Genomic DNA, 20,649 nt, shown 5'->3' on the forward strand with positions numbered 1-20,649 from the left:
TCGCACCATTCGGGAGCAGCCTTGAGAACCGCACGTCATCTCCGTACGCGCTTCAGATCAAGAGCCGCAGCGGCCCTGACCGCACTCGCCCTCCCCCTGGCCGCACTCGTGGGCCTCGCCTCCCCCGCCGAAGCCGCCACCTCGGCGACCGCCACGTACGCCAAGTCCTCGGACTGGGGTACCGGCTTCGGGGCCGGCTGGACCATCAAGAACACCGGCACCACCGCGCTCAGCTCCTGGACCGTGGAGTGGGACTACCCCTCGGGTACGTCCGTGACCTCGGCCTGGGACGCGGACGTCACCAGCTCGGGCACCCACTGGACCGCCAAGAACAAGTCGTACAACGGCGCCCTCGCCCCCGGCGCCAGCGTGAGCTTCGGCTTCAACGGCGCGGGCTCCGGCTCGCCCTCGGGCTGCAAGCTCAACGGCGGCTCCTGCGACGGGGGTTCGACCCCGGGCGACAATCCGCCGTCCGCGCCCGGCACCCCGACCGCGAGCGGCGTGACCGACACCGGCGCGACGCTGTCCTGGTCGGCCGCGACCGACGACAAGGGCGTCAAGAACTACGACGTCTACCGGGGCTCGGCCAAGATCGCGACCGTCACCGGCACGACGTACACCGACACGGGCCTCACGGCCGGGACCACCTACACCTACAGCGTGACCGCGCGCGACACCGCCGACCAGACGGGGCCCTCCTCGGGCTCGGTCACCGTCACCACCACCGGGGGCGGAGGCAACCCCGGCCCGGGCTCCACGGTCAAGCTCGGCTACTTCACCGACTGGGGCATCTACCAGCGCAACTACCAGGTGAAGAACATCGTCACGTCGGGCTCGGCGAGCAAGCTGACCCACATCAACTACGCGTTCGGCAACGTGACCAACGGCCAGTGCGCCATCGGTGACGCCTACGCCGACTACCAGAAGACGTACGACGCCTACTCCAGCGTGGACGGCACCGCCGACACCTGGGACCAGCCGGTCGCGGGCAACATCAACCAGCTCCGCGAGCTGAAGAAGAAGTATCCGAACATCAAGATCCTCTGGTCCTTCGGCGGCTGGACCTGGTCCGGCGGCTTCGGCGCGGCGGCCGCGAACCCGGCGGCGTTCGCCGACTCCTGCTACTCCCTGGTCAAGGACCCGCGCTGGGCCGATGTCTTCGACGGCATCGACATCGACTGGGAGTACCCCAACGCCTGCGGCCTGTCCTGCGACACGAGCGGTCCTGCGGCCCTGAAGAACCTGCTGGCCGCGCTGCGCGCCAAGTTCGGCAGCTCGGCGCTGGTCACGGCCGCCGTCACCGCCGACGGCTCGGCGGGCGGCAAGATGGACGCGGCCGACTACGGGGGCGCGGCGAGTTACGTCGACTGGTACAACGTCATGACGTACGACTTCTTCGGCGCGTGGGCCGCCCAGGGCCCCACGGCCCCGCACTCCCCGCTCACCTCGTACAACGGCATCCCGATCGCGGGCTTCAACACCGACGCGGCGATCCAGAAGTACAAGTCGAAGGGCGTCCCGGCGAACAAGCTCAACCTGGGCATCGGCTTCTACGGCCGCGGCTGGACGGGCGTGACGCAGGACGCCCCGGGCGGCACGGCGACGGGCCCGGCCCCCGGCACGTACGAACAGGGCATCGAGGACTACAAGGTCCTCAAGACCGCCTGCCCCGTGACCGGCACGATCGCGGGCACGGCCTACGCCCACTGCGGCTCCAACTGGTGGAGCTACGACACGCCGTCGACGATCACCGGAAAGATGACGTACGTGAAGAACCAGGGGTTGAGGGGGGCGTTCTTCTGGGAGTTCAGCGGGGATACGTCGAATGGTGAGCTGCTCTCGGCCATGTCCTCCGGCCTGAACTGACCGGCACCCTGGAAGGCGGGCCCGTCCCCCGCCTTCTGGGGGCTCAGCCCCCAGACCCCCGCTCCTCAAACGCCGGAGGGGCTATTGCGCGGCCGTGTCATCTGCGGACCGTGCATGGCTGGTCGCGCAGTTCCCCGCGCCCCTAACAGCACCGGGTACGGGCAACCTCAGCCCGTCCGGAGTTTGAGGACGAGCGCCCTTAAGGCGCGAACGGGGTCTGGGGCGGAGCCCCAGGAGTCCAGCTCAGCCCACCACACCCCCGGAGGGTCTCGGGAAGGGGCGGGGTGGGGGAAGACCGGCTACGCCACGTTCACCCGTTGGCCCGGGGGCGCCGCCTCCAGCCAGGCGAGGAAGCCGGTCAGCGCATCCTCGGACATCGCCAGCTCAAGCCGCGTACCCCGGTGCGTACAGCCAAGGATGATCGCGTCCGAGAGGAGGGCCAGCTCCTCCTCGCCCTCGGGCAGGCGCCGAGCCACGACATCGATCGCCGACCGCTCAAGAACGCGCCGCGGCCGAGGCGCGTAGGAGAAGACGCGGAACCACTCGATCCGGTCACCGTTGTAGCGGGCCACCCCGTACACCCAGCCCTTGCCGCTGGTGTCCGGCGTCTCCGGAAGCCCCCAGCGCAGACTGCAGTCGAACGTGCCGCCCGAGCGCTGGATCAGCCGCCGGCGCAGACCGAAGACGAAGAGTCCCACCAGTACCAGCGCGACGACCAGACCACACACAAGCAGAGCGAGGGTCATCTACACCGACCTCCTCGCTCAACCAGTAATCCAGCAACGGAAAAATCTGCCTGCATCGCCTCAGCCGCGACCGGCTCCGGAAAATTCCGGACCGAGCCGCGGCTGAGGGAAATCTCCGGCGGGGGTGCTAGCGCACCGCCACCGCACGCAGTCGCACATCGGCGCGTCGCTCAGCGGCGGCGTCCGACTCCGACTTCGCACTCTCCAGCGCACGCTCGGCACGCTGGACATCGATCTCGTCCGCCAGCTCGGCGATCTCCGCCAGCAGCGAAAGCTTGTTGTCGGCGAAAGAGATGAATCCACCGTGCACCGCCGCGACGACGGTGCCGCCCTCGCTCGTACGGATCATCACCGGGCCCGACTCCAGCACACCAAGGAGCGGCTGGTGACCGGGCATGACGCCGATGTCGCCGGACGTGGTGCGCGCGACGACCAGGGTGGCCTCGCCGGACCAGACACTGCGGTCCGCGGCGACGAGCTCGACGTGCAGCTCAGTAGCCATGGTTGGCTCCTCGGGTCACCACCCGGCGGTTCGGCCGGGTGTTGGGTCGAATTCTAGTAGGCGTACGTGGAGGGGCGGGACACACCCGCCCCTCCACGCGGTCGGGCGCGTCAGGAGACGCCCAGCTCCTTGGCGTTGGCCTTGAGGTCTTCCAGGCCACCGCACATAAAGAACGCCTGCTCGGGGAAGTGGTCGTACTCGCCGTCGCAGATCTGGTTGAACGCCGTGATCGTCTCTTCCAGCGGGACGTCCGAACCGTCGACGCCGGTGAACTGCTTGGCGACGTGCGTGTTCTGCGACAGGAAGCGCTCCACGCGGCGGGCGCGGTGCACGACCAGCTTGTCCTCTTCGCCGAGCTCGTCGATGCCGAGGATGGCGATGATGTCCTGGAGGTCCTTGTACTTCTGCAGGATCGTCTTGACGCGCATGGCGGCGTCGTAGTGCTCCTGCGCGATGTAGCGCGGGTCCAGGATCCGGGACGTGGAGTCCAGCGGGTCCACGGCCGGGTAGATGCCCTTCTCGGAGATCGGACGGGAAAGAACCGTCGTCGCGTCGAGGTGGGCGAAGGTGGTGGCCGGCGCCGGGTCGGTCAGGTCGTCCGCGGGGACGTAGATCGCCTGCATCGAGGTGATCGAGTGACCACGGGTCGAGGTGATGCGCTCCTGGAGGAGGCCCATCTCGTCGGCCAGGTTCGGCTGGTAGCCCACCGCGGAGGGCATGCGGCCGAGCAGGGTCGACACCTCGGAACCCGCCTGGGTGTACCGGAAGATGTTGTCGATGAAGAAGAGGACGTCCTGCTTCTGGACGTCACGGAAGTACTCCGCCATCGTCAGACCGGCCAGGGCGACCCGAAGACGCGTGCCCGGCGGCTCGTCCATCTGACCGAAGACCAGGGCGGTCTTGTCGATGACGCCCGAGTCCTGCATTTCCTCGATGAGGTCGTTGCCCTCACGGGTGCGCTCGCCGACACCGGCGAACACCGACACACCGTCGTGGTTGTTGGCCACGCGGTAGATCATTTCCTGGATGAGGACGGTCTTGCCGACACCGGCACCACCGAACAGGCCGATCTTTCCACCCTTGACGTACGGGGTGAGAAGGTCGATGACCTTGACGCCGGTCTCGAACATCTCGGTCTTGGACTCGAGCTGGTCGAAGTTGGGCGCCTTGCGGTGGATCGGCCAGCGCTCGCCGATGTTGGCGTTCTCCTCGGGCTTGTTCAGCACCTCGCCGAGGGTGTTGAACACCTTGCCCTTGGTGAAGTCGCCGACCGGCACCGTGATGCCGTCGCCCGTGTCGGTCACCGGGGCCTGGCGGACCAGACCGTCGGTGGGCTGCATCGAGATCGCGCGGACGATGCCGTCACCCAGGTGCTGGGCGACTTCGAGCGTCAGCGTCTTGAGCTTGCCGTCCTCGGCCGGGTCGGCCACCTGGACGTGCAGCGCGTTGTAGATGTCCGGCATCGCGTCGACGGGGAACTCCACGTCGACGACCGGGCCGATGACCCGGGCGACGCGGCCCGTGGCAACGGCCGTCTCAACAGTGGTCGTCATTACTTGTCACTCCCCGCGGTCGCGTCGGCCAGCGCACTGGAGCCACCGACGATCTCGCTGATTTCCTGGGTGATTTCGGCCTGGCGGGCCGCGTTGGCAAGCCGGGAGAGGCTCTTGATGAGGTCTCCGGCGTTGTCGGTCGCCGACTTCATCGCGCGGCGGCGGGCGGCGTGCTCGGAAGCAGCCGACTGCAGCAGCGCGTTGTAGATGCGGCTTTCGACGTAGCGCGGCAGCAGGGCGTCGAGGACGTCCTCCGCCGACGGCTCGAAGTCGAAGAGCGGAAGGATCTCGTCCTTGCCACCCGTCTCCTCCTGAGCCTTCTCCAGCGACAACGGCAGCATCCGGTTGTCGACCGGCGACTGCGTCATCATCGACACGAACTCCGTGAAGACGATGTGCAGTTCGTCCGCACCGCTCTCGGCCATCTCCGTCTGGATGGTCTCGATCAGCGGCGCGGCCACCCGCTTGGCGTCGGCGTACGTGGGGCTGTCGGTGAAGCCGGTCCACGATTCCGCGACCTTGCGCTCACGGAAGCCGTAGTAGGCGACACCCTTGCGGCCGACGATGTACGTGTCGACCTCCTTGCCCTCGCCGCGCAGCCGCTCCGTCAGCCGCTCCGCCGCCTTGATGGCGTTGGAGGAGTAGCCGCCGGCCAGACCGCGGTCGCTCGTGATGAGCAGGACCGCGGCGCGGGCCGGGGCCTCGGCCTCGGTGGTGAGCGGGTGCTTGGTGGTGGAGCCGGTCGCCACCGCGGTCACCGCACGGGTGAGCTCGGTAGCGTACGGCGTGGAGGCCGCCACCTGGCGCTGCGCCTTGACGATGCGCGAGGCGGCGATCATCTCCATCGCCTTGGTGATCTTCTTGGTCGCGGTGACGGATCGGATGCGACGCTTGTAGACCCGGAGCTGCGCTCCCATGAGTCAGGTCCCTTCCGTCGTCGTCACTTGCTGGTGCTGACCGGCGTGTCGTCGCCGAGGAGGTTGCCGTCCGAGGTCTCGAACTGACGCTTGAAGCCGGCGATGGCGTCGGCCACCGACTGCAGGGTGTCGTCCGACATCTTCGCGCCCTCGGCGATCGAGGTGAGGAGCTCCTTGCGCTCGCGGCGCAGGTACTCAAGCAGCTCGGCCTCGAAGCGGCGGATGTCCTCGACCGGGACGTCGTCCATCTTGCCGGTGGTGCCGGCCCAGATGGAGACGACCTGCTCCTCGACCGGGAACGGCGAGTACTGCGGCTGCTTCAGCAGCTCGACCATGCGCTTGCCGCGCTCAAGGGAGGCCTTGGAAGCGGCGTCCAGGTCGGAACCGAAGGCGGCGAACGCCTCCAGCTCGCGGTACTGGGCGAGGTCGACACGCAGTCGGCCGGACACCTGGCGCATGGCCTTGTGCTGCGCGGAACCACCGACTCGGGAGACGGAGATACCGACGTTCAGCGCGGGGCGCTGACCGGCGTTGAACAGGTCCGACTCCAGGAAGCACTGGCCGTCGGTGATGGAGATGACGTTGGTCGGGATGAACGCCGACACGTCGTTCGCCTTGGTCTCGACGATCGGCAGACCCGTCATCGAACCGGCGCCCATGTCGTCCGACAGCTTCGCGCAGCGCTCAAGGAGGCGCGAGTGCAGGTAGAAGACGTCACCCGGGTAGGCCTCGCGGCCCGGCGGGCGGCGCAGCAGCAGGGACACGGCGCGGTAGGCGTCGGCCTGCTTCGACAGGTCGTCGAAGATGATGAGGACGTGCTTGCCGTCGTACATCCAGTGCTGGCCGATGGCCGAACCGGTGTACGGGGCAAGGTACTTGAAGCCGGCCGGGTCGGACGCGGGCGCGGCGACGATCGTCGTGTACTCCAGCGCGCCGGCCTCTTCCAGGGCGCCACGCACGGAGGCGATGGTCGAGCCCTTCTGGCCGATGGCGACGTAGATGCAGCGGACCTGCTTCTTCGGGTCGCCCGAGCGCCAGTTGTCGCGCTGGTTGATGATCGTGTCGACGGCCAGAGCGGTCTTGCCGGTCTGACGGTCACCAATGATCAGCTGACGCTGGCCACGGCCGATCGGCACCATCGCGTCGACGGCCTTGTAACCGGTCGCCATCGGCTCGTGCACCGACTTACGGACCATGACGCCCGGAGCCTGCAGCTCCAGGGCGCGGCGGCCGTCGGTCTCGATCTCGCCGAGGCCGTCGATCGGGTTGCCGAGCGGGTCGACGACGCGGCCGAGGTAGCCCTCGCCTACGCCGACCGAGAGCACCTCACCGGTGCGCTGCACCGGCTGGCCCTCTTCGATTCCGCTGAACTCGCCGAGGACGATCGCACCGATCTCGCGCTCCTCAAGGTTGAGGGCGAGACCAAGGGTTCCGTCCTCGAACCGCAGCAGCTCGTTCGCCATGGCCGAGGGAAGACCCTCGACCTTCGCGATGCCGTCGCCGGCAACGCTGACCGTACCGACCTCCTCGCGCGAGGCCGCGTCCGGCTGGTACGACTGGACAAAGGTCTCCAGCGCGTCCCGGATCTCCTCCGGCCGGATCGTGAGCTCCGCCATCTGGGTTCCCTGCTCTCCTTGTTGGGCCCGAAGTTTCTAAGGGGGTCTGGGGGCCGACCCCCAGGAATCTTCTGCAATTTCTGCACGGCCCAACCGGGCCGCTGGTGTTGCTAATTCAGTTGCTGTGCCGACCGTGAGGTCAGCGCGCCAGCCGCCGGTTCGCCTCTTCGAGGCGCTCCGCGATGGTGCCTTCGATGACCTCGTCGCCGACGCGCACCGAGATCCCGCCGAGGACCTCGGGGTCCACGTCGAGGTTCAGGTGCATCTGGCGGCCGTAGATCTTCGCCAGAGCCGCACCGAGGCGCTGCTTCTGGACGTCGGTCAGCGGAACCGCCGAGGTGACGACGGCGACCATCCGGTCCCGGCGGTGCGCGGCGAGCTTGGAGAGGGACTCCAGTCCCGCTTCCAGGCTACGGCCACGCGGCCGGGTCACAAGACGGCCGACCAGACGCTCGGTGACCGGGTTCGCCCTGCCGCCGAGCAGGCTGCGCAGCAGCTCGCTCTTGGCCGCGACCGTGGCGGTGCGGCTGGTGAGCGCGGAGCGCAGCTCGGTGCTGGAGGTGACGATGCGGCCGAACCGGAACAGCTCGTCCTCGACGTCGTCCAGCGCGCCCGACTGCTGCGCGGCGGTGAGGTCGGCGGTGGCCGCCAGTTCTTCCAGCGAGTCCACCAGGTCACGGGACTGCGACCAGCGGGAGCGGACCATGCCGCCCACCAGGTCGACGGTCTCGCCGCCCACCTGGCCGCCGAGCAGACGCCCGGCCAGCTCGGCCCTGGCCTCGCCGGCCTGCGCCGGGTCGGTCAGGACCCGACGCAGCGAGACCTCGCGGTCGAGCAGCGTGGTGACGGCGGCCAGCTCGTCGCCGAGCTTCGCCGCGTCGACGGACGTGTTGTCCATCAAGGCGTCGAGACGCTCGCGTGCGGCGGCCAGTGCCTCGCGGCTCGCGCCGTTCATCGGACGGCCTCGGCCTTCTCCTCGAGCTCGCCGAGGAAACGGTCGATGGTGCGGCTCTGGCGGGCGTGGTCCTCAAGGGACTCGCCGACCAGCTTGCCGGCCAGGTCGGTCGCCAGCTTGCCCACGTCCTGACGGAGCGAGTGCGCGGCGGCCTTGCGGTCGGCCTCGATCTGGGCGTGGCCGGCAGCGATGATCTCCTCACGCTGCCGCTGGCCTTCCGCCCTCATCTCCTGGATGAGCGCGGTGCCCTGCTCGGTCGCCTCCTGGCGCAGGCGGGCAGCCTCGTGGCGGGCCTCGGCGAGCTGCGCCTTGTACTGCTCAAGGACGCTCTGGGCCTCGGTCTGAGCGGCCTCGGCCTTCTCCATCCCGCCTTCGATGGCCTCGCGACGCTCGTCCAGAACCTTGTTGATGTTCGGGAGGAGCTTCTTGGCGAGGAAGCCGAAGACGATGACGAAGGCGATGAGGCCGATGACGAGCTCAGGCCACGGCGGAACGAGGGGGTTTTCCTTGCCCTCGGCCGCCAGCTGAACCATGGTGAGGTTCACATCAGTGCCTTTCGTCGGTCGGTCTGGTCGTGGTTCGTCTTAGTAGACGAACGGCATGACGAGGCCGATCAGGGCCAGCGCCTCACAGAACGCGAAACCGAGGATCTGGTTGGCGCGGATCAGGCCGGCCGCTTCGGGCTGACGGGCAAGAGCCTGCGTGCCGTTACCGAAGATGATGCCGACGCCGACGCCGGGGCCGATCGCGGCGAGGCCGTAACCGATGGAGCTGAGCGAGCCGGTGACGCCATCGGAGGCAGCGAGGATCTGGGACATGCCAGTTCTTCCTTCTCTTTCACGGACCGGTGGGGGTTGGCCACCGGACGACTGGGGGTATGGAGGGTGCGGGCCGTCAGTGGTGCTCGGCGACGGCGCCCTGGATGAAGACGCAGGCCAGCAGGACGAACACGTACGCCTGGACAGCCTGGATGAAGAGCTCGAACGCGGTCATCACGACGACCATCACGAAGGAGACGCCGGAGTACGCGATGCCGATGCCGTTGAGCATGTACCAGCTGGCGATCGTGAACAGCAGCAGCAGGGTGTGACCGGCGAACATGTTCGCGAAGAGTCGCACCGCGTGCGTGAAGGGACGGACCAGCACGTTCGAGAAGAACTCGATGACCATGACCAGCGGCAGCACGCCGCCCAGAGACTTGTCATAGCCGGTCAGGTTCTTGAAACCGCCGACGAAGCCGTGACGCTTGAACGTGAGCGTCATCCAGATCACGTAGACGACCAGGGCGAGCACCGCGGGGTACGCGATGATCGACGTCACCGGGAACTGGGCGACCGGGACGATCGACCAGAGGTTCATCATCCAGACGAAGAAGAAGATCGAGACCATGAGGGGGACCCACTTCTCGCCCTCCTTCTTGCCGATGGTCTCGTAGACGATGCCGCGGCGTACGAAGTCGTAGCCGGCCTCGGCGACCATCTGGAGCTTGCCGGGAACGAGCTTCGGCTTGCGGAAGGCCGACCAGAAGAAGCCGACGATGATGAGCGAGCCCAGCAGGGCCAGCAGCATCGGCTTGTTGAAGTACAGGCCGTTGGTGTCGCCCCAGAGCGGCTCGAAGAGGAACGAGTGCAGGCCGGGACCCTCGAAGCCACAGCCGTTCGACTGGAAGATGTGGCAGCTCGGATCGAAGGCGAGCACCTGCGTCGGGTCAGCACTCACCGCGGGCTCCTTCAGCGTGGCGCATAGGTACGGCAACCTCGTTGTGTCGGCGCGGCGCGCAGCCGCGGTTCGGCACTGGACTGGTGTTACGGATGATGGGGCGGCGGTCGGGCATCAAGCCTCGCGATCGAGCAGGCGTCAGCTCAGATGCCCGCGTCCGCAGTGCCGCAGTTGGCACCGGACGATAGCAGGGTCCTGAACTCGCATTTATTCCGGCCCTACCGTTCACGACGACGGCCCCGTCTTTTCGGGCTTGTTGCCCTCAGCGGTATCCGGTTCGACGTAAAGGATCTTCGCCTTCATGTGCGCACGCGCCTGCGCGCCGATCCAGACGAGGGTCAGCGCGACGAGGGTCGCGGCGAAGCATTTGGGGTTGAACAGCGTCGTGTTCTTGAAGACCGCGACAAAGATGAAGAGCAGGAGCAACTGCGCGGTGTACAGCATCAGTCCCATGGCCTGGAACAGATGCGGAAGCGATTTGGCAGTGCGTTCCAGGACGACGAGTCCGATGCCCATGAAGAGGATCACGACCAGCGTCGCGACGATGGCACCCACCGCTCCCTTGCCGCCCGCGACCACACCGCTGATCACGGCGGCAACAGCGCCCGCGGCAGCGGTGGGTAGGGCGGTCTGGAGAAGAGTGCGTGCGTCGTTGGACGGCATGGCGGCAGCTCCGCTTGCTGGTGGGGGCAAAGTGGTGTCGTCATGGACGAGCGTAAGCCCGGGCCGAGTTGGTCCCTCGGGCCAACGGACCGTCGCACTACGGTCCTTCGGCTCTGGCGCCGGGTCTCGTGAACCGTATCACAAACTATTTGATGAGGTCTTTACCATGGAAGTGTGCTGCCCATCACACTTGAGAGTGGTGCTGCGCGTTTGTGCACAACGGGCGGCGAGATGTCTGGTATTGGGCGTCGGCGCGGCAATTCGTCAGCGCGACGCACCGGTCTTCCGTCGGTCGGGGAAACGCGAACGGGGGCCGATCGCGGTCGCCCCGTTGACGCCGGAGACCCCGGCGGCCACAGGAGTGCGCTCGCCGCGCACCTCTTCGTCGCCCTCGGAGGCCAGCGAGTGCACCGTCTCCGGCTCGCCCCGCACGCGCCGGTAGCGCGGCGGCACGAACCGCTCGGCCCACTGCGGGGTGCGCGGCGCGAACCGCGGCAGCAGCAACAGGACGAGCCCGACCGCACTCAGCGCGACGATCACGAGCACGATCCACATCGACGCCGAGTGCACCGAGTAGGCGACCGCGCCGAACGCGATGAGGGCCGACCAGAAATACATGATCAGCACCGCCCGGCTGTGCGAGTGCCCGATCTCCAGGAGCCGGTGGTGCAGGTGCCCGCGGTCCGCGGCGAACGGCGACTGCCCGTTCCAGGTCCTGCGGACGATCGCGAGTACGAGGTCGGCCATCGGGATCGCGATGATCGACAACGGCATGAGCAGCGGGATGAAGACCGGCAGCATCGCGTGCGTGGCATCGCGGGTGCCGCCGAAGTTGAGCTTCATCGCGTCCGGGTCGACCTGGCCCGTGATGGAGATCGCGCCCGCCGCGAGCACCAGGCCGATCAGCATCGAGCCCGAGTCGCCCATGAAGATCCTGGCCGGGTGCATGTTGTGCGGCAGGAAGCCCACGCACATGCCCATGAGGACGGCGGCGAACAGGGTGGCGGGGGCGGCCGCCTCGATTCCGTATCCGTACCAGAGCCGGTAGGCGTACATGAAGAACGCCGCTGACGCGATGCACACCATGCCGGCGGCCAGGCCGTCGAGGCCGTCCACGAAGTTCACCGCGTTGATGGTGATCACGACGAGCGCGACCGTCAGCAGGGTGCCCTGCCAGGAGGTCAGCGAGACCGAGCCGATGCCGGGGATGGGCAGCCACAGGATGGTCAGGCCCTGCATGACCATGACGCCCGCGGCGATCATCTGGCCGCCGAGCTTGATCAGGGCGTCGATCTCGAACTTGTCGTCCAGGACGCCGATCAGCCAGATCAGCGCGGCGCCGGACAGCAGGGCTCGCGGTTCGTTGGACTGGAAGACGGGGTTGAGGCCGTCGAGGTGGTCGGCCACGAGGAGACCCGCGCACAGGCCGCCGAACATGGCGATGCCGCCGAGCCTCGGCGTCGGTTCCCGGTGCACGTCGCGCGCGCGGATCTCCGGCATCGCACCGACGGCGATGGCGAACTTCCGCACCGGCCCGGTGAGCAGGTAGGTCACCGCGGCCGTGACGCAGAGCGTCAGCAGGTATTCACGCACGGGCTGCCCCAGAGGTATCGCTGGCCATCTCAGCCCCACACCCTAGCTTCGCGCGCATGTTGTTGAGGACATTCGGATCCGACGGATGGTTGCAGGTACCCCGCCGAAGCGGGGATAAGCCCGCATTTCTTCCTTTATGCGAACCCTGTGAAACGGTCCCGAGGCGCTGAAAACAGGACCCTTCTCAAGGCTCAAGGAGGGGGGAATCTCTCCGCCAGTTCCCTTGCCTCCGCCCGCGCCTTGGGATCCTCTCGCATCGCCATCGCGAACAGCACCGCGATTCTGGCCATCTCCGCCTCCCCCATGCCCTGGGTGGTGACGGCGGCGGTGCCGAGCCGGATGCCGCGGACGTCCACGTGCGGCAGGGCGCAGCTGTCGAGGACGAGCCCGGCGCCCGCGAGCCGGCCGCGCGCGGTGCGGCCGTCGACGCCGAACGGCGCGGGGTCGGCGAGCAGGAGGTGGGTGTCGGTGCCTCCGGTGACCACCCCGAACCCCTCGGCGAGCAGCCCCTCGGCGAGGGTGCGCGCATTGGCGACCACCTGATGGGCGTACGCCGCGAAGGCGGGGGTGGACGCCTCGCCGAAGGCGACGGCCTTGGCGGCGATCGTGTGCATCTGGGCGCCGCCCTGGGTGAACGGGAAGACGGCGCGGTCGATGCGCGCGGCCAGGTCGCTGCCGCAGAGGATCAGCCCGCCGCGCGGCCCGCGCAGCACCTTGTGGGTGGTGGCGCACACGACGTCGGCGTACGGGACCGGGCTCGGCGCCGCTCCCCCGGCGACCAGTCCGATCGGGTGCGCGGCGTCCGCGATGAGGTAGGCGCCCACGTCGTCGGCGATCTCGCGGAAGGCCTGGTAGTCCGGGTGGCGGGGGTAGGCGATCGAGCCGCACACGATCGCCTTGGGCCGGTGCTCGACCGCCAGGTCCCACACCTCGCCGTAGTCGATGAGCCCGGTGTCCGGCTCGACGCCGTACCCGACGAAGTCGAACCAGCGCCCGGAGAAGTTGGCGGGCGAGCCGTGCGTGAGGTGGCCGCCGAAGGGGAGCCCCATCGCCAGGACGGTGTCTCCCGGCTTCAGGAGCGCCGCGTAGGCCGCCAGGACCGCCGAAGTCCCCGAATGCGTCTGTACGTTGGCGTGGGCGGCCCCGAACAGGGCCTTGGCGCGGTCGACGGCGATGCGCTCGGCGACGTCCACGACTTCGCAGCCGCCGTGGTGGCGGGCGCCGGGATATCCCTCGGCGTACTTGTTGCCCAGCTGCGAGCCCAGGGCCGCGCGCACGGCCGGCGAGGTGAAGTTCTCGGCGGCGATCAACTGCAGCGAGGCGGCCTGCCGCTCGGCCTCGCCGAGCAGCACGTCGGCCATTTCGGGGTCCTGCCGCCTGAGGGCGTCGAACCCCGCGAGTTCAGTGCCAACTGCGGAGGTGACGGACATGCACCCAGCGTAGGTCTCGGCCGCCCCGTGCGCCCGGTGTGATGGCGCGTCTCAGTGGTGGGTCGGCACGCCCGTCAGGGCGGTGACCACCGGGTCCAGGGCCTGGTTGATCTCGTCGCCGATGGAGCGGAAGAACGTGATCGGGGCGCCGTACGGGTCGTTGACCTCGTCGGCCTCGGCGCTCGGGGCGAGCAGCCAGCCGCGCAGCGCGGCCGCGGCCCGCACCAGCGCCCTCGCCCGCTCGACCATGCCCTCCTGGAGGGGGTCGGGCAGCGTGGCCGGGTCTATGGCCCGTACGAGCCGGGTGAACTCCTTCAGGGTGAAGGTGCGCAGGCCCGCCGAGTGGCCCATCGAGATGACCTGGGCGCGGTGGTCGCGGGTGGCGGTGAGCACCAGGTCGGCGGTGATGACGTGCTCGTCGAGGAGCTCGCGCCCGGTGAAGCCGGTGGCGTCCGCGCCGAAGTCGGCGAGGACGGCGGCGGCGTTGGCCTCCATCGGGGCGCCCTCGTGCCCCCAGGTGCCGGCGCTCTCCACGATGAGGCCGCCCGTGTACGGGTCCCCGAGCCGGTCGCTCAGGGCATGGCGGGTCAGCCGCTCGGTGATCGGCGAGCGGCAGACGTTGCCGGTGCTGACGTGGAGGATGCGGAACGAGTTCCCCGCAGGGTGAACCGTGCCTATGCCACGCCCCTCAGGGGCGGTCAATTGGCCACCTCAAGATCGGGTACCACCTTGCGCAGCTCGTCCGCGTCGAGGGCGCCCGCGCGCAGCAGGACCGGGACCTTGCCGGTCACGTCGACGATCGAGGACGGGACGATGCCCGGGGTCGGGCCGCCGTCCAGGTACACGGAGACGGAGTCGCCGAGCATGCCCTGGGCGGCGTCGCAGTCCTCGGGCGCCGGGTGGCCGGTCAGGTTGGCGGAGGAGACGGCCATCGGGCCGACCTCGGTGAGCAGCTCGATGGCGACCGGGTGCAGCGGCATCCGGATCGCGACGGTGCCCCGGGTGTCGCCGAGGTCCCACTGCAGCGACGGCTGGTGGCGGGCGACCAGGGTCAGGGCGCCCGGCCAGAACGCGTCGACGAGCTCCCAGGCCTGCTCGGTGAAGTCGGTGACCAGGCCGTGCAGGGTGTTCGGCGAGCCGATGAGCACGGGCGTGGGCATGTTGCGGCCGCGGCCCTTGGCGTCGAGCAGGTCCGTGACGGCCTGCGAGCTGAACGCGTCGGCGCCGATCCCGTACACGGTGTCCGTCGGCAGCACCACGAGCTCGCCGCGGCGGACGGCGGACGCGGCTTCGCGCAGACCGGTCGTGCGGTCGGTCGCGTCGTTGCAGTCGTATCGCCGAGCCATTAGCGGGCCTCCTCGTACACGTACACGGTCTGGGTGTCGCGGCTGATCACGGTGTGGCCTTGCGGGCCGTGGCGAAGCGCGGGCGGTTGTTGAGGTCGGGGTGGTCGGCCGCGTCCGCCCAGCCGGCCTCCTCGTTGAAGATCCACGGCACTTGGCCGCCCTGGGTGTCGGCGTGCTCGATGACGACGAGCCCGCCGGGCCGCAGGAGGCGGTGCGCGGTGCGTTCGATGCCCCGGATGGTGTCGAGACCGTCCTCACCGGAGAACAGCGCGAGCTCGGGGTCGTGGTCGCGCGCCTCGGGGGCGACGTACTCCCACTCGGTGAGCGGGATGTACGGCGGGTTGGAGATGACCAGGTCGACCTGGCCGTCCAGCTCGGGCAGCGCGGTGAGCGCGTCGCCCTGGTGGAGAACGACGCGGGACCCCTCGACGTTCTTCCGCGTCCATTCCAGGGCGTCCTCGGACAGCTCGACGGCGTGCACGCGCGAGCGCGGCACCTCCTGCGCCATGGCGAGCGCGATGGCGCCCGATCCGGTGCACAGGTCGACGATGAGCGGCTCGACGACATCCATCGCGCGCACGGCGTCTATGGCCCAGCCGACCACGGACTCGGTCTCCGGCCGGGGCACGAACACCCCTGGTCCCACCTGGAGTTCGAGGTAGCGGAAGAAGGCGCGGCCGGTGATGTGCTGGAGCGGCTCGCGGGCTTCGCGGCGGGCGATCGCCTCCCAGTAGCGCGCGTCGAAGTCCGCGTCCTTGACGTTGTGCAGCTCTCCCCGCTTGCAGCCGTGGATGTGCGCGGCGAGCTCCTCCGCGTCGAAGCGCGGGGAGGGCACGCCGGCGTCGGCCAGCCGCTGGGTGGCCTGGGCCACCTCGGCAAGCAGCACGCTTCGAGGGCCTGGGGGTCGCCCCCCAGAGTTTTGCTGCACGCTGGTCCTCCGGCAGTCGTACGGGGGTGGAATTACTGGGCGGCCGCGAGCTTGGCGGCGGAGTCCGCGTCGACGCAGGCCTGGATCATCGCGTCCAGGTCACCGTCGAGCACCTGGTCCAAGTTGTACGCCTTGAAGCCGACCCGGTGGTCCGAGATGCGGTTTTCCGGGAAGTTGTACGTCCGGATCTTCTCGGAGCGGTCGACGGTGCGCACCTGGCTACGGCGGGCGTCGGCGGCCTCCTGCTCGGCGGCCTCCTGAGCTGCGGCGAGGAGCCGGGAGCGCAGGATGCGCATGGCCTGCTCCTTGTTCTGGAGCTGGCTCTTCTCGTTCTGGCAGGAGGCGACGACGCCGGTCGGGACGTGCGTGATGCGGACGGCGGAGTCGGTCGTGTTGACGGACTGGCCGCCGGGGCCCGAGGAGCGGTACACGTCGATGCGGAGGTCGTTCATGTTGATCTCGACGTCGACCTCCTCGGCCTCGGGCGTGACGAGCACGCCGGCGGCGGAGGTGTGGATGCGGCCCTGCGACTCGGTGGCCGGCACGCGCTGCACGCGGTGCACGCCGCCCTCGTACTTCAGCCGCGCCCAGACGCCCTGGCCGGGCTCGGTCGCGCCGTTGCCGCCCTTGGTCTTCACGGCGACCTGGACGTCCTTGTAGCCGCCGAGCTCGGACTCGGTGGAGTCGATGATCTCGGTCTTCCAGCCGACCCGCTCGGCGTAGCGCAGGTACATGCGCAGGAGGTCGCCGGCGAACAGGGCCGACTCGTCGCCGCCCGCGCCCGCCTTGATCTCCAGGAGTACGTCCTTGTCGTCGCTCGGGTCGCGCGGGACCAGGAGCAGGCGGAGCTTCTCGGTGAGCCCCTCGCGCTGCGCGGTCAGGTCCTTGACCTCGGCGGCGAAGTCGGGGTCGTCGGCCGCGAGCTCGCGGGCCGTCTCGATGTCCTCACCCGTCTGCTTCCAGGCGCGGTAGGTCCCGACGATCGGCGTCAGCTCGGCGTAGCGCTTGTTCAGCTTGCGCGCGTTGGCCTGATCGGCGTGGACCGAAGGGTCGGCGAGCTTCGTCTCAAGATCGGCGTGCTCGCCGATCAGGTCCTCGACCGCTTCGAACATCGGTGGCTCCTGGGGTTCAAACGAAGAAGTAGGGCTGGACGGCAAAGCGCCGGTCGCAGCGCCCCCGGAACGGAGGCGCCGCGGACCGGCGCAGTTGGCTCGCTACTTCTGGGCGGAGCCGGCAGCAGCCTTGCCGAAGCGGGCCTCGAAGCGGGCCACACGGCCGCCGGTGTCCATGATCTTCTGCTTGCCCGTGTAGAACGGGTGGCACTCGGAGCAGATTTCGGCGCGGATGGAGCCGCCGCCGATCGTGCTACGGGTGGTGAAAGCCGCGCCACAGGTGCAGCTGACCTGGGTCTCGACGTACTCGGGGTGGATGTCGCGCTTCAAGGTGTCTCCTAGGTTCGGGAGGGCGCCGGGTCGCAGGCGCGGATTGCGCATACGTGAACCGGGGCCGACGTACCAGTCTGCCAGGACTGGCCGCATCTCCCAAAACCGGGGTGGATGCGCATCTATTCCCGGAGCGTCCGAAAACCGCCAAGGCGCGGCCGCGGGCGCTACTGGCTCGCGACGTAGCCGCCCGCGGTGCCCTTGTCGCCCGCCGAGTCGGCGGTCGCGGACGCCGGGATCGGCTGGTCCTTGGCGAGGGCGTCCCAGACTTCCTGGGACTCCTTGGCGAGCGGGCTGACGCGGTTGGGGTCGGCCTTGTCGTACTGCACCGGCATCGTGATCATCTTGACGTTCGCGGCGTCCAGGCCCTTGAGGCCGTTGGCGAAGCCGATCAGCGAGTTGATCGAGCTCAGCTCCGAGTCGGTGGTGATCGCCTTGGTGGCGGCGTCGGCGAGCCCGTACAGCTTGGCCGGGTTGCTGAACACGCCGACGCTCTTGACCTGGCCGATCAGCGCCTTGATGAAGGCCTGCTGGAGCTGGATGCGGCCGAGGTCGCTGCCGTCGCCGACCACGCCGTGCCGGGTGCGCACGAGGCCGAGGGCCTGCTCGCCGTTGAGGGTGTGCTTGCCGGCCGGGAGGTTCAGATGGCTCTTGTCGTCCTTGATCGGCTTGTTGGTGGTGACGGGCACCCCGCCGAGCTGGTCGATGAGCTTCTTGAAGCCGGTGAAGTCGACCTCGATGTAGTGGTCCATGCGGATGCCGGACATCTGCTCGACGGTCTTGACCGCGCAGGCCGGGCCGCCGACCTCGTACGCCGTGTTGAACATCTGGCGCTTGGCGCCCGGGTCGGTCTTGCCGCCGGGGGCGGTGCACGAGGGGCGGGTGATCAGGGTGTCGCGCGGGATGGAGACGACGCTCGCGGTCTTGTGGCCCTGGTAGACGTGGATGACCATCGCGGTGTCGGACCGGGCGCCGCCCTCGTCCTCGCCGTACTCCTTGTTGGCGCCGGCCCGCGAGTCCGAGCCGAGGACCAGGATGTCCATCGAGCCGTTGTCGACGTTCTGCGGGCGGTCGGTGCCCAGCTGGGCGTTGATGTCGACGCCCTTGAGGTTGCCGTTGAGCTTGAAGTACACGTAGCCGAGGCCCCCGCCGCCGACGAGGACGACGCCTGCCGCGCTCCAGGCGGCTATCTTCGCGGCGCGACGGCGCGTGCTGGGCCGCTTGCGGCGCTTGCCCGCCCCGCGTATTCGGCTGCTGCGTGTGCCCTGCTCGCCCATGGTCTCCTCAGTTCTCGGTGCTCCTCCGGATACCCCCTGCCCAGGCCTTCAGGCACGGATTGTCGACACTTGTACGACGCCGAAGCACCAAGCAGGGTTGCACAGGGTTCTAAGAAGGCCATAAGAGCGCATCGGGCCCGGCCCGCAAGTCGGCCTTGAGCCCACCGCTCTCACCTGCACGTTCGCGGCGGCTACGGGCTGTGCCCGGAGCCGCCGCGAACGTGGGGCGTGTGGCGAACGCCTCAGCCGATGAGGCTGTAGCCGTTCCAACCGCCGCCGACCTGGTAGCGGTCGCCGAAGGCGCCGCGCCCGTTGCCCGGGTAGAGCCAGAGCACCCCCGCGCCGTCGCGCGCGAAGAGGTCCGCCCTGCCGTCCCCGTCCACGTCGCCGGTGGCCGCGTACGCCGGGAAGGTCCAGCCCGCCGAGCCCGCGAGGGAGCGGTTGCCGAAGGCGCCTCGGCCGGTGCCCGGGTAGAGCCAGAGCTTGCCGGAGGTGTCCTGGGCCAGCAGGTCGGCCTTGCCGTCACCGCTGTAGTCGCCCTTGCCGGCCAGCACCAGCGGGGCCCAGCCGCCGCCGAGGGCGGAGCGGTTGCCGAAGGTGCCGTCGCCCTTGCCGGGGTAGAGCCACAGCTGCCCGCTCGTGTCGACCGCGAGCAGGTCGGTCAGGGTGTCGCCGTTGAGGTCGCCCGGCAGCACGATCGACTTCATCGCGCCCCAGCCGCCGCCCAGGTCCTGGTGGACCGTGGCGTTGGCGGCCGCGCTGTAGTGGTACCAGTCGAGGTGCCCGCCGGTGGTGCGCAGGACGAAGTCCTGGCGCTGGTCCCGGTCGAGGTCCGCCTGACGGACCAGGTCGTAGCCGCGCCAGTCGCCGAGCGAGTACCGGTTGCCGATGGTGATGCCCTGCGAGTAGTACGCGAAGCCCTCGCCGGTGGCGTCGTTGCGGGCGAACAGGTCGGCGCGCCCGTCGAAGTTCAGGTCGGTGTCGTCGATGCGGGGACCGACGAGCCCGGCGAAGGTGCTGAGCTTCGAGTAGACGCTGTACGAGCCGGCCGCCACGCAGTCCTCGCGGCCCCAGGACACCACGCCCACGATCCGGTTGCCGACGATCAGCGGGCCCCCGGAGTCGCCGTTGCAGGGCGAGACGGTGCCCGCGTCGGCGCCGCTCGCCGGGTTGCCCGCGCACGCCATCTGACCGGCGACGAAGGAGTTCTCGGGCGCCTGGTTGTAGTACGCGGCGCAGGTGGCGTCGGCCTGCACCGGGATCGTCGCCTTGAGCAGCGACATCGAGACGTCCTGGTTGGTGGAGCTGATGCGGCCCCAGCCGTACACGGTGGCCGGGGTGCCCGGCTGGTAGGCGACGCTCTCGTCGGCCGCGGCCGGCTGGAGCGTCTGGTACGGCAGCGGCGCGGCCAGGCTGAGGACGGCCACGTCACCGGTGAGGGCGCCCGCGTCGAACGCGGGGTTCGACCACTGGCGCGCCACGTTGACGAGCTGGCCGCCGTGCAGGTCGCCGTTGAGCGGGTATTCGGTGGTGCCGCCCAGGATGACGCCGTTCTTCGTCCAGTCCCGGCCCGCCACGCAGTGGGCGGCGGTGAGCACCTTGCCGGGGGCGACCAGGGTGCCGCCGCAGAATATGCCCTGGTTGGTGACCGGGTCGTTGTAGAAGAGCTGGACCATCCAGGGCGCCTCGCCGACCGCGGCGGGCGTACCGCCGATGATCTTCGGGTCCTGGCCGGACGGCGCCTTGGAGGCACCGGGCGCGGGGGTCTGCGCGGCTGGTCTGAATTGGCTGGTTGCGCTCTTGAGCCGGGCCTTCAGTTCTGCTTGGGAGGCCGGGGCCGGTGGTGCCTGGACGCTCTGCTTGCCCGGCACCGGTGGAGCTTCGGATGCCTGGGCTGGTGCGGCCACGAGGGCCAGCGATCCCAGTGCGAATACGGCGGTCGCCGCAGGGAGGGCATTGCGCACCCTCCGCCTGCCAGATGTCATTCGATCTCCCCATGGGTTGACCCGTAAATGCGCAGGGGAGCAGGCGCGCCAAAAAGCGAAAAGCCCTGCCCGGCGGTAGCCCAGGGCAGAGCTCGGCGGCTCAGTGGCGTA

The 20,649-nt window shown here is 69.2% G+C and carries 20 protein-coding genes; 1 reads left to right on the forward strand and 19 read right to left on the reverse strand.

Translation table 11 applies throughout. The features are described from left to right. The first annotated feature begins 21 nt into the window (after positions 1-21). On the forward strand, positions 22-1,866 hold the full coding sequence (locus OHA17_RS12910) for a glycosyl hydrolase family 18 protein (RefSeq protein WP_406506735.1): 1,845 nt from the start codon (positions 22-24) through the stop codon (positions 1,864-1,866). Positions 1,867-2,165: 299 nt separating this feature from the next. On the opposite strand, the gene OHA17_RS12915 is transcribed toward OHA17_RS12910, so the two are convergent. The 19 genes from OHA17_RS12915 to OHA17_RS13005 all read right to left on the reverse strand — a co-directional run bounded on the left by OHA17_RS12915 (position 2,166) and on the right by OHA17_RS13005 (position 20,424). Further along, the gene (locus OHA17_RS12915) at positions 2,166-2,612 is read right to left on the reverse strand and encodes a DUF2550 domain-containing protein (RefSeq protein ID WP_053726997.1); all 447 of its coding nucleotides are present in this window, start codon (positions 2,610-2,612) and stop codon (positions 2,166-2,168) included. A 127-nt stretch (positions 2,613-2,739) separates the two neighbouring features. Continuing rightward, positions 2,740-3,114 (reverse strand): F0F1 ATP synthase subunit epsilon, encoded by a 375-nt coding sequence (locus OHA17_RS12920; protein WP_053726996.1) that lies wholly within the window; start codon positions 3,112-3,114, stop codon positions 2,740-2,742. 110 nt (positions 3,115-3,224) lie between these two features. Next, entirely contained in the window at positions 3,225-4,667 is a 1,443-nt protein-coding gene (atpD, locus tag OHA17_RS12925) for a F0F1 ATP synthase subunit beta (RefSeq protein ID WP_406506737.1), read from the reverse strand. Further along, complete coding sequence (locus tag OHA17_RS12930; protein ID WP_406506739.1) at positions 4,667-5,584, reverse strand: F0F1 ATP synthase subunit gamma; 918 nt, start codon at positions 5,582-5,584, stop codon at positions 4,667-4,669. Before OHA17_RS12930 ends, atpD begins: the two co-directional genes overlap by 1 nt. Positions 5,585-5,607: 23 nt before the next feature. Then, entirely contained in the window at positions 5,608-7,200 is a 1,593-nt protein-coding gene (gene atpA, locus OHA17_RS12935) for a F0F1 ATP synthase subunit alpha (RefSeq protein ID WP_406506741.1), read from the reverse strand. Between the two features lie 139 nt (positions 7,201-7,339). Then, positions 7,340-8,155, reverse strand: a complete 816-nt coding sequence (locus OHA17_RS12940) for a F0F1 ATP synthase subunit delta (RefSeq protein WP_053726992.1) — start codon at positions 8,153-8,155, stop codon at positions 7,340-7,342. Continuing rightward, on the reverse strand, positions 8,152-8,688 hold the full coding sequence (locus OHA17_RS12945; RefSeq protein WP_063802014.1) for a F0F1 ATP synthase subunit B: 537 nt from the start codon (positions 8,686-8,688) through the stop codon (positions 8,152-8,154). The genes OHA17_RS12940 and OHA17_RS12945 overlap by 4 nt, the downstream gene beginning before the upstream one ends. 51 nt (positions 8,689-8,739) lie before the next feature. Next, positions 8,740-8,973, reverse strand: a complete 234-nt coding sequence (gene atpE, locus OHA17_RS12950) for an ATP synthase F0 subunit C (protein ID WP_053726990.1) — start codon at positions 8,971-8,973, stop codon at positions 8,740-8,742. Positions 8,974-9,049: 76 nt separating this feature from the next. Next, positions 9,050-9,874 (reverse strand): F0F1 ATP synthase subunit A, encoded by an 825-nt coding sequence (gene atpB / locus OHA17_RS12955; RefSeq protein ID WP_053726989.1) that lies wholly within the window; start codon positions 9,872-9,874, stop codon positions 9,050-9,052. 225 nt (positions 9,875-10,099) lie between these two features. After that, positions 10,100-10,537: a hypothetical protein gene (locus tag OHA17_RS12960; protein ID WP_053726988.1), complete on the reverse strand. Its 438-nt coding sequence runs from the start codon at positions 10,535-10,537 to the stop codon at positions 10,100-10,102. 264 nt (positions 10,538-10,801) lie between these two features. Next, entirely contained in the window at positions 10,802-12,142 is a 1,341-nt protein-coding gene (locus tag OHA17_RS12965) for an MraY family glycosyltransferase (protein ID WP_406510700.1), read from the reverse strand. Positions 12,143-12,321: 179 nt separating this feature from the next. After that, a complete protein-coding gene (glyA, locus tag OHA17_RS12970; protein ID WP_406506744.1) occupies positions 12,322-13,560 on the reverse strand; it encodes a serine hydroxymethyltransferase in 1,239 nt (412 codons plus the stop codon). Between the two features lie 51 nt (positions 13,561-13,611). After that, positions 13,612-14,262 (reverse strand): low molecular weight phosphatase family protein, encoded by a 651-nt coding sequence (locus OHA17_RS12975; protein WP_053726985.1) that lies wholly within the window; start codon positions 14,260-14,262, stop codon positions 13,612-13,614. Continuing rightward, on the reverse strand, positions 14,259-14,906 hold the full coding sequence (locus OHA17_RS12980) for an L-threonylcarbamoyladenylate synthase (protein ID WP_386155165.1): 648 nt from the start codon (positions 14,904-14,906) through the stop codon (positions 14,259-14,261). The genes OHA17_RS12975 and OHA17_RS12980 overlap by 4 nt, the downstream gene beginning before the upstream one ends. 46 nt (positions 14,907-14,952) lie before the next feature. Continuing rightward, positions 14,953-15,834: a peptide chain release factor N(5)-glutamine methyltransferase gene (gene prmC / locus OHA17_RS12985; protein WP_053726983.1), complete on the reverse strand. Its 882-nt coding sequence runs from the start codon at positions 15,832-15,834 to the stop codon at positions 14,953-14,955. Between the two features lie 32 nt (positions 15,835-15,866). Continuing rightward, on the reverse strand, positions 15,867-16,946 hold the full coding sequence (gene prfA / locus OHA17_RS12990) for a peptide chain release factor 1 (RefSeq protein WP_406506747.1): 1,080 nt from the start codon (positions 16,944-16,946) through the stop codon (positions 15,867-15,869). Positions 16,947-17,048: 102 nt separating this feature from the next. After that, positions 17,049-17,276, reverse strand: a complete 228-nt coding sequence (gene rpmE, locus OHA17_RS12995) for a 50S ribosomal protein L31 (RefSeq protein ID WP_053726981.1) — start codon at positions 17,274-17,276, stop codon at positions 17,049-17,051. A gap of 167 nt (positions 17,277-17,443) precedes the next feature. Further along, the gene (locus OHA17_RS13000) at positions 17,444-18,553 is read right to left on the reverse strand and encodes an LCP family protein (RefSeq protein WP_406506749.1); all 1,110 of its coding nucleotides are present in this window, start codon (positions 18,551-18,553) and stop codon (positions 17,444-17,446) included. Positions 18,554-18,795: 242 nt separating this feature from the next. Beyond that, positions 18,796-20,424, reverse strand: coding sequence for a trypsin-like serine protease (locus tag OHA17_RS13005; RefSeq protein ID WP_406506751.1), 1,629 nt, complete (start codon positions 20,422-20,424; stop codon positions 18,796-18,798). Between the last annotated feature and the right edge of the window lie 225 nt (positions 20,425-20,649).

It is taken from the genome of Streptomyces sp. NBC_00212 (genome assembly GCF_045206365.1).
Classification (GTDB): domain Bacteria; phylum Actinomycetota; class Actinomycetes; order Streptomycetales; family Streptomycetaceae; genus Streptomyces.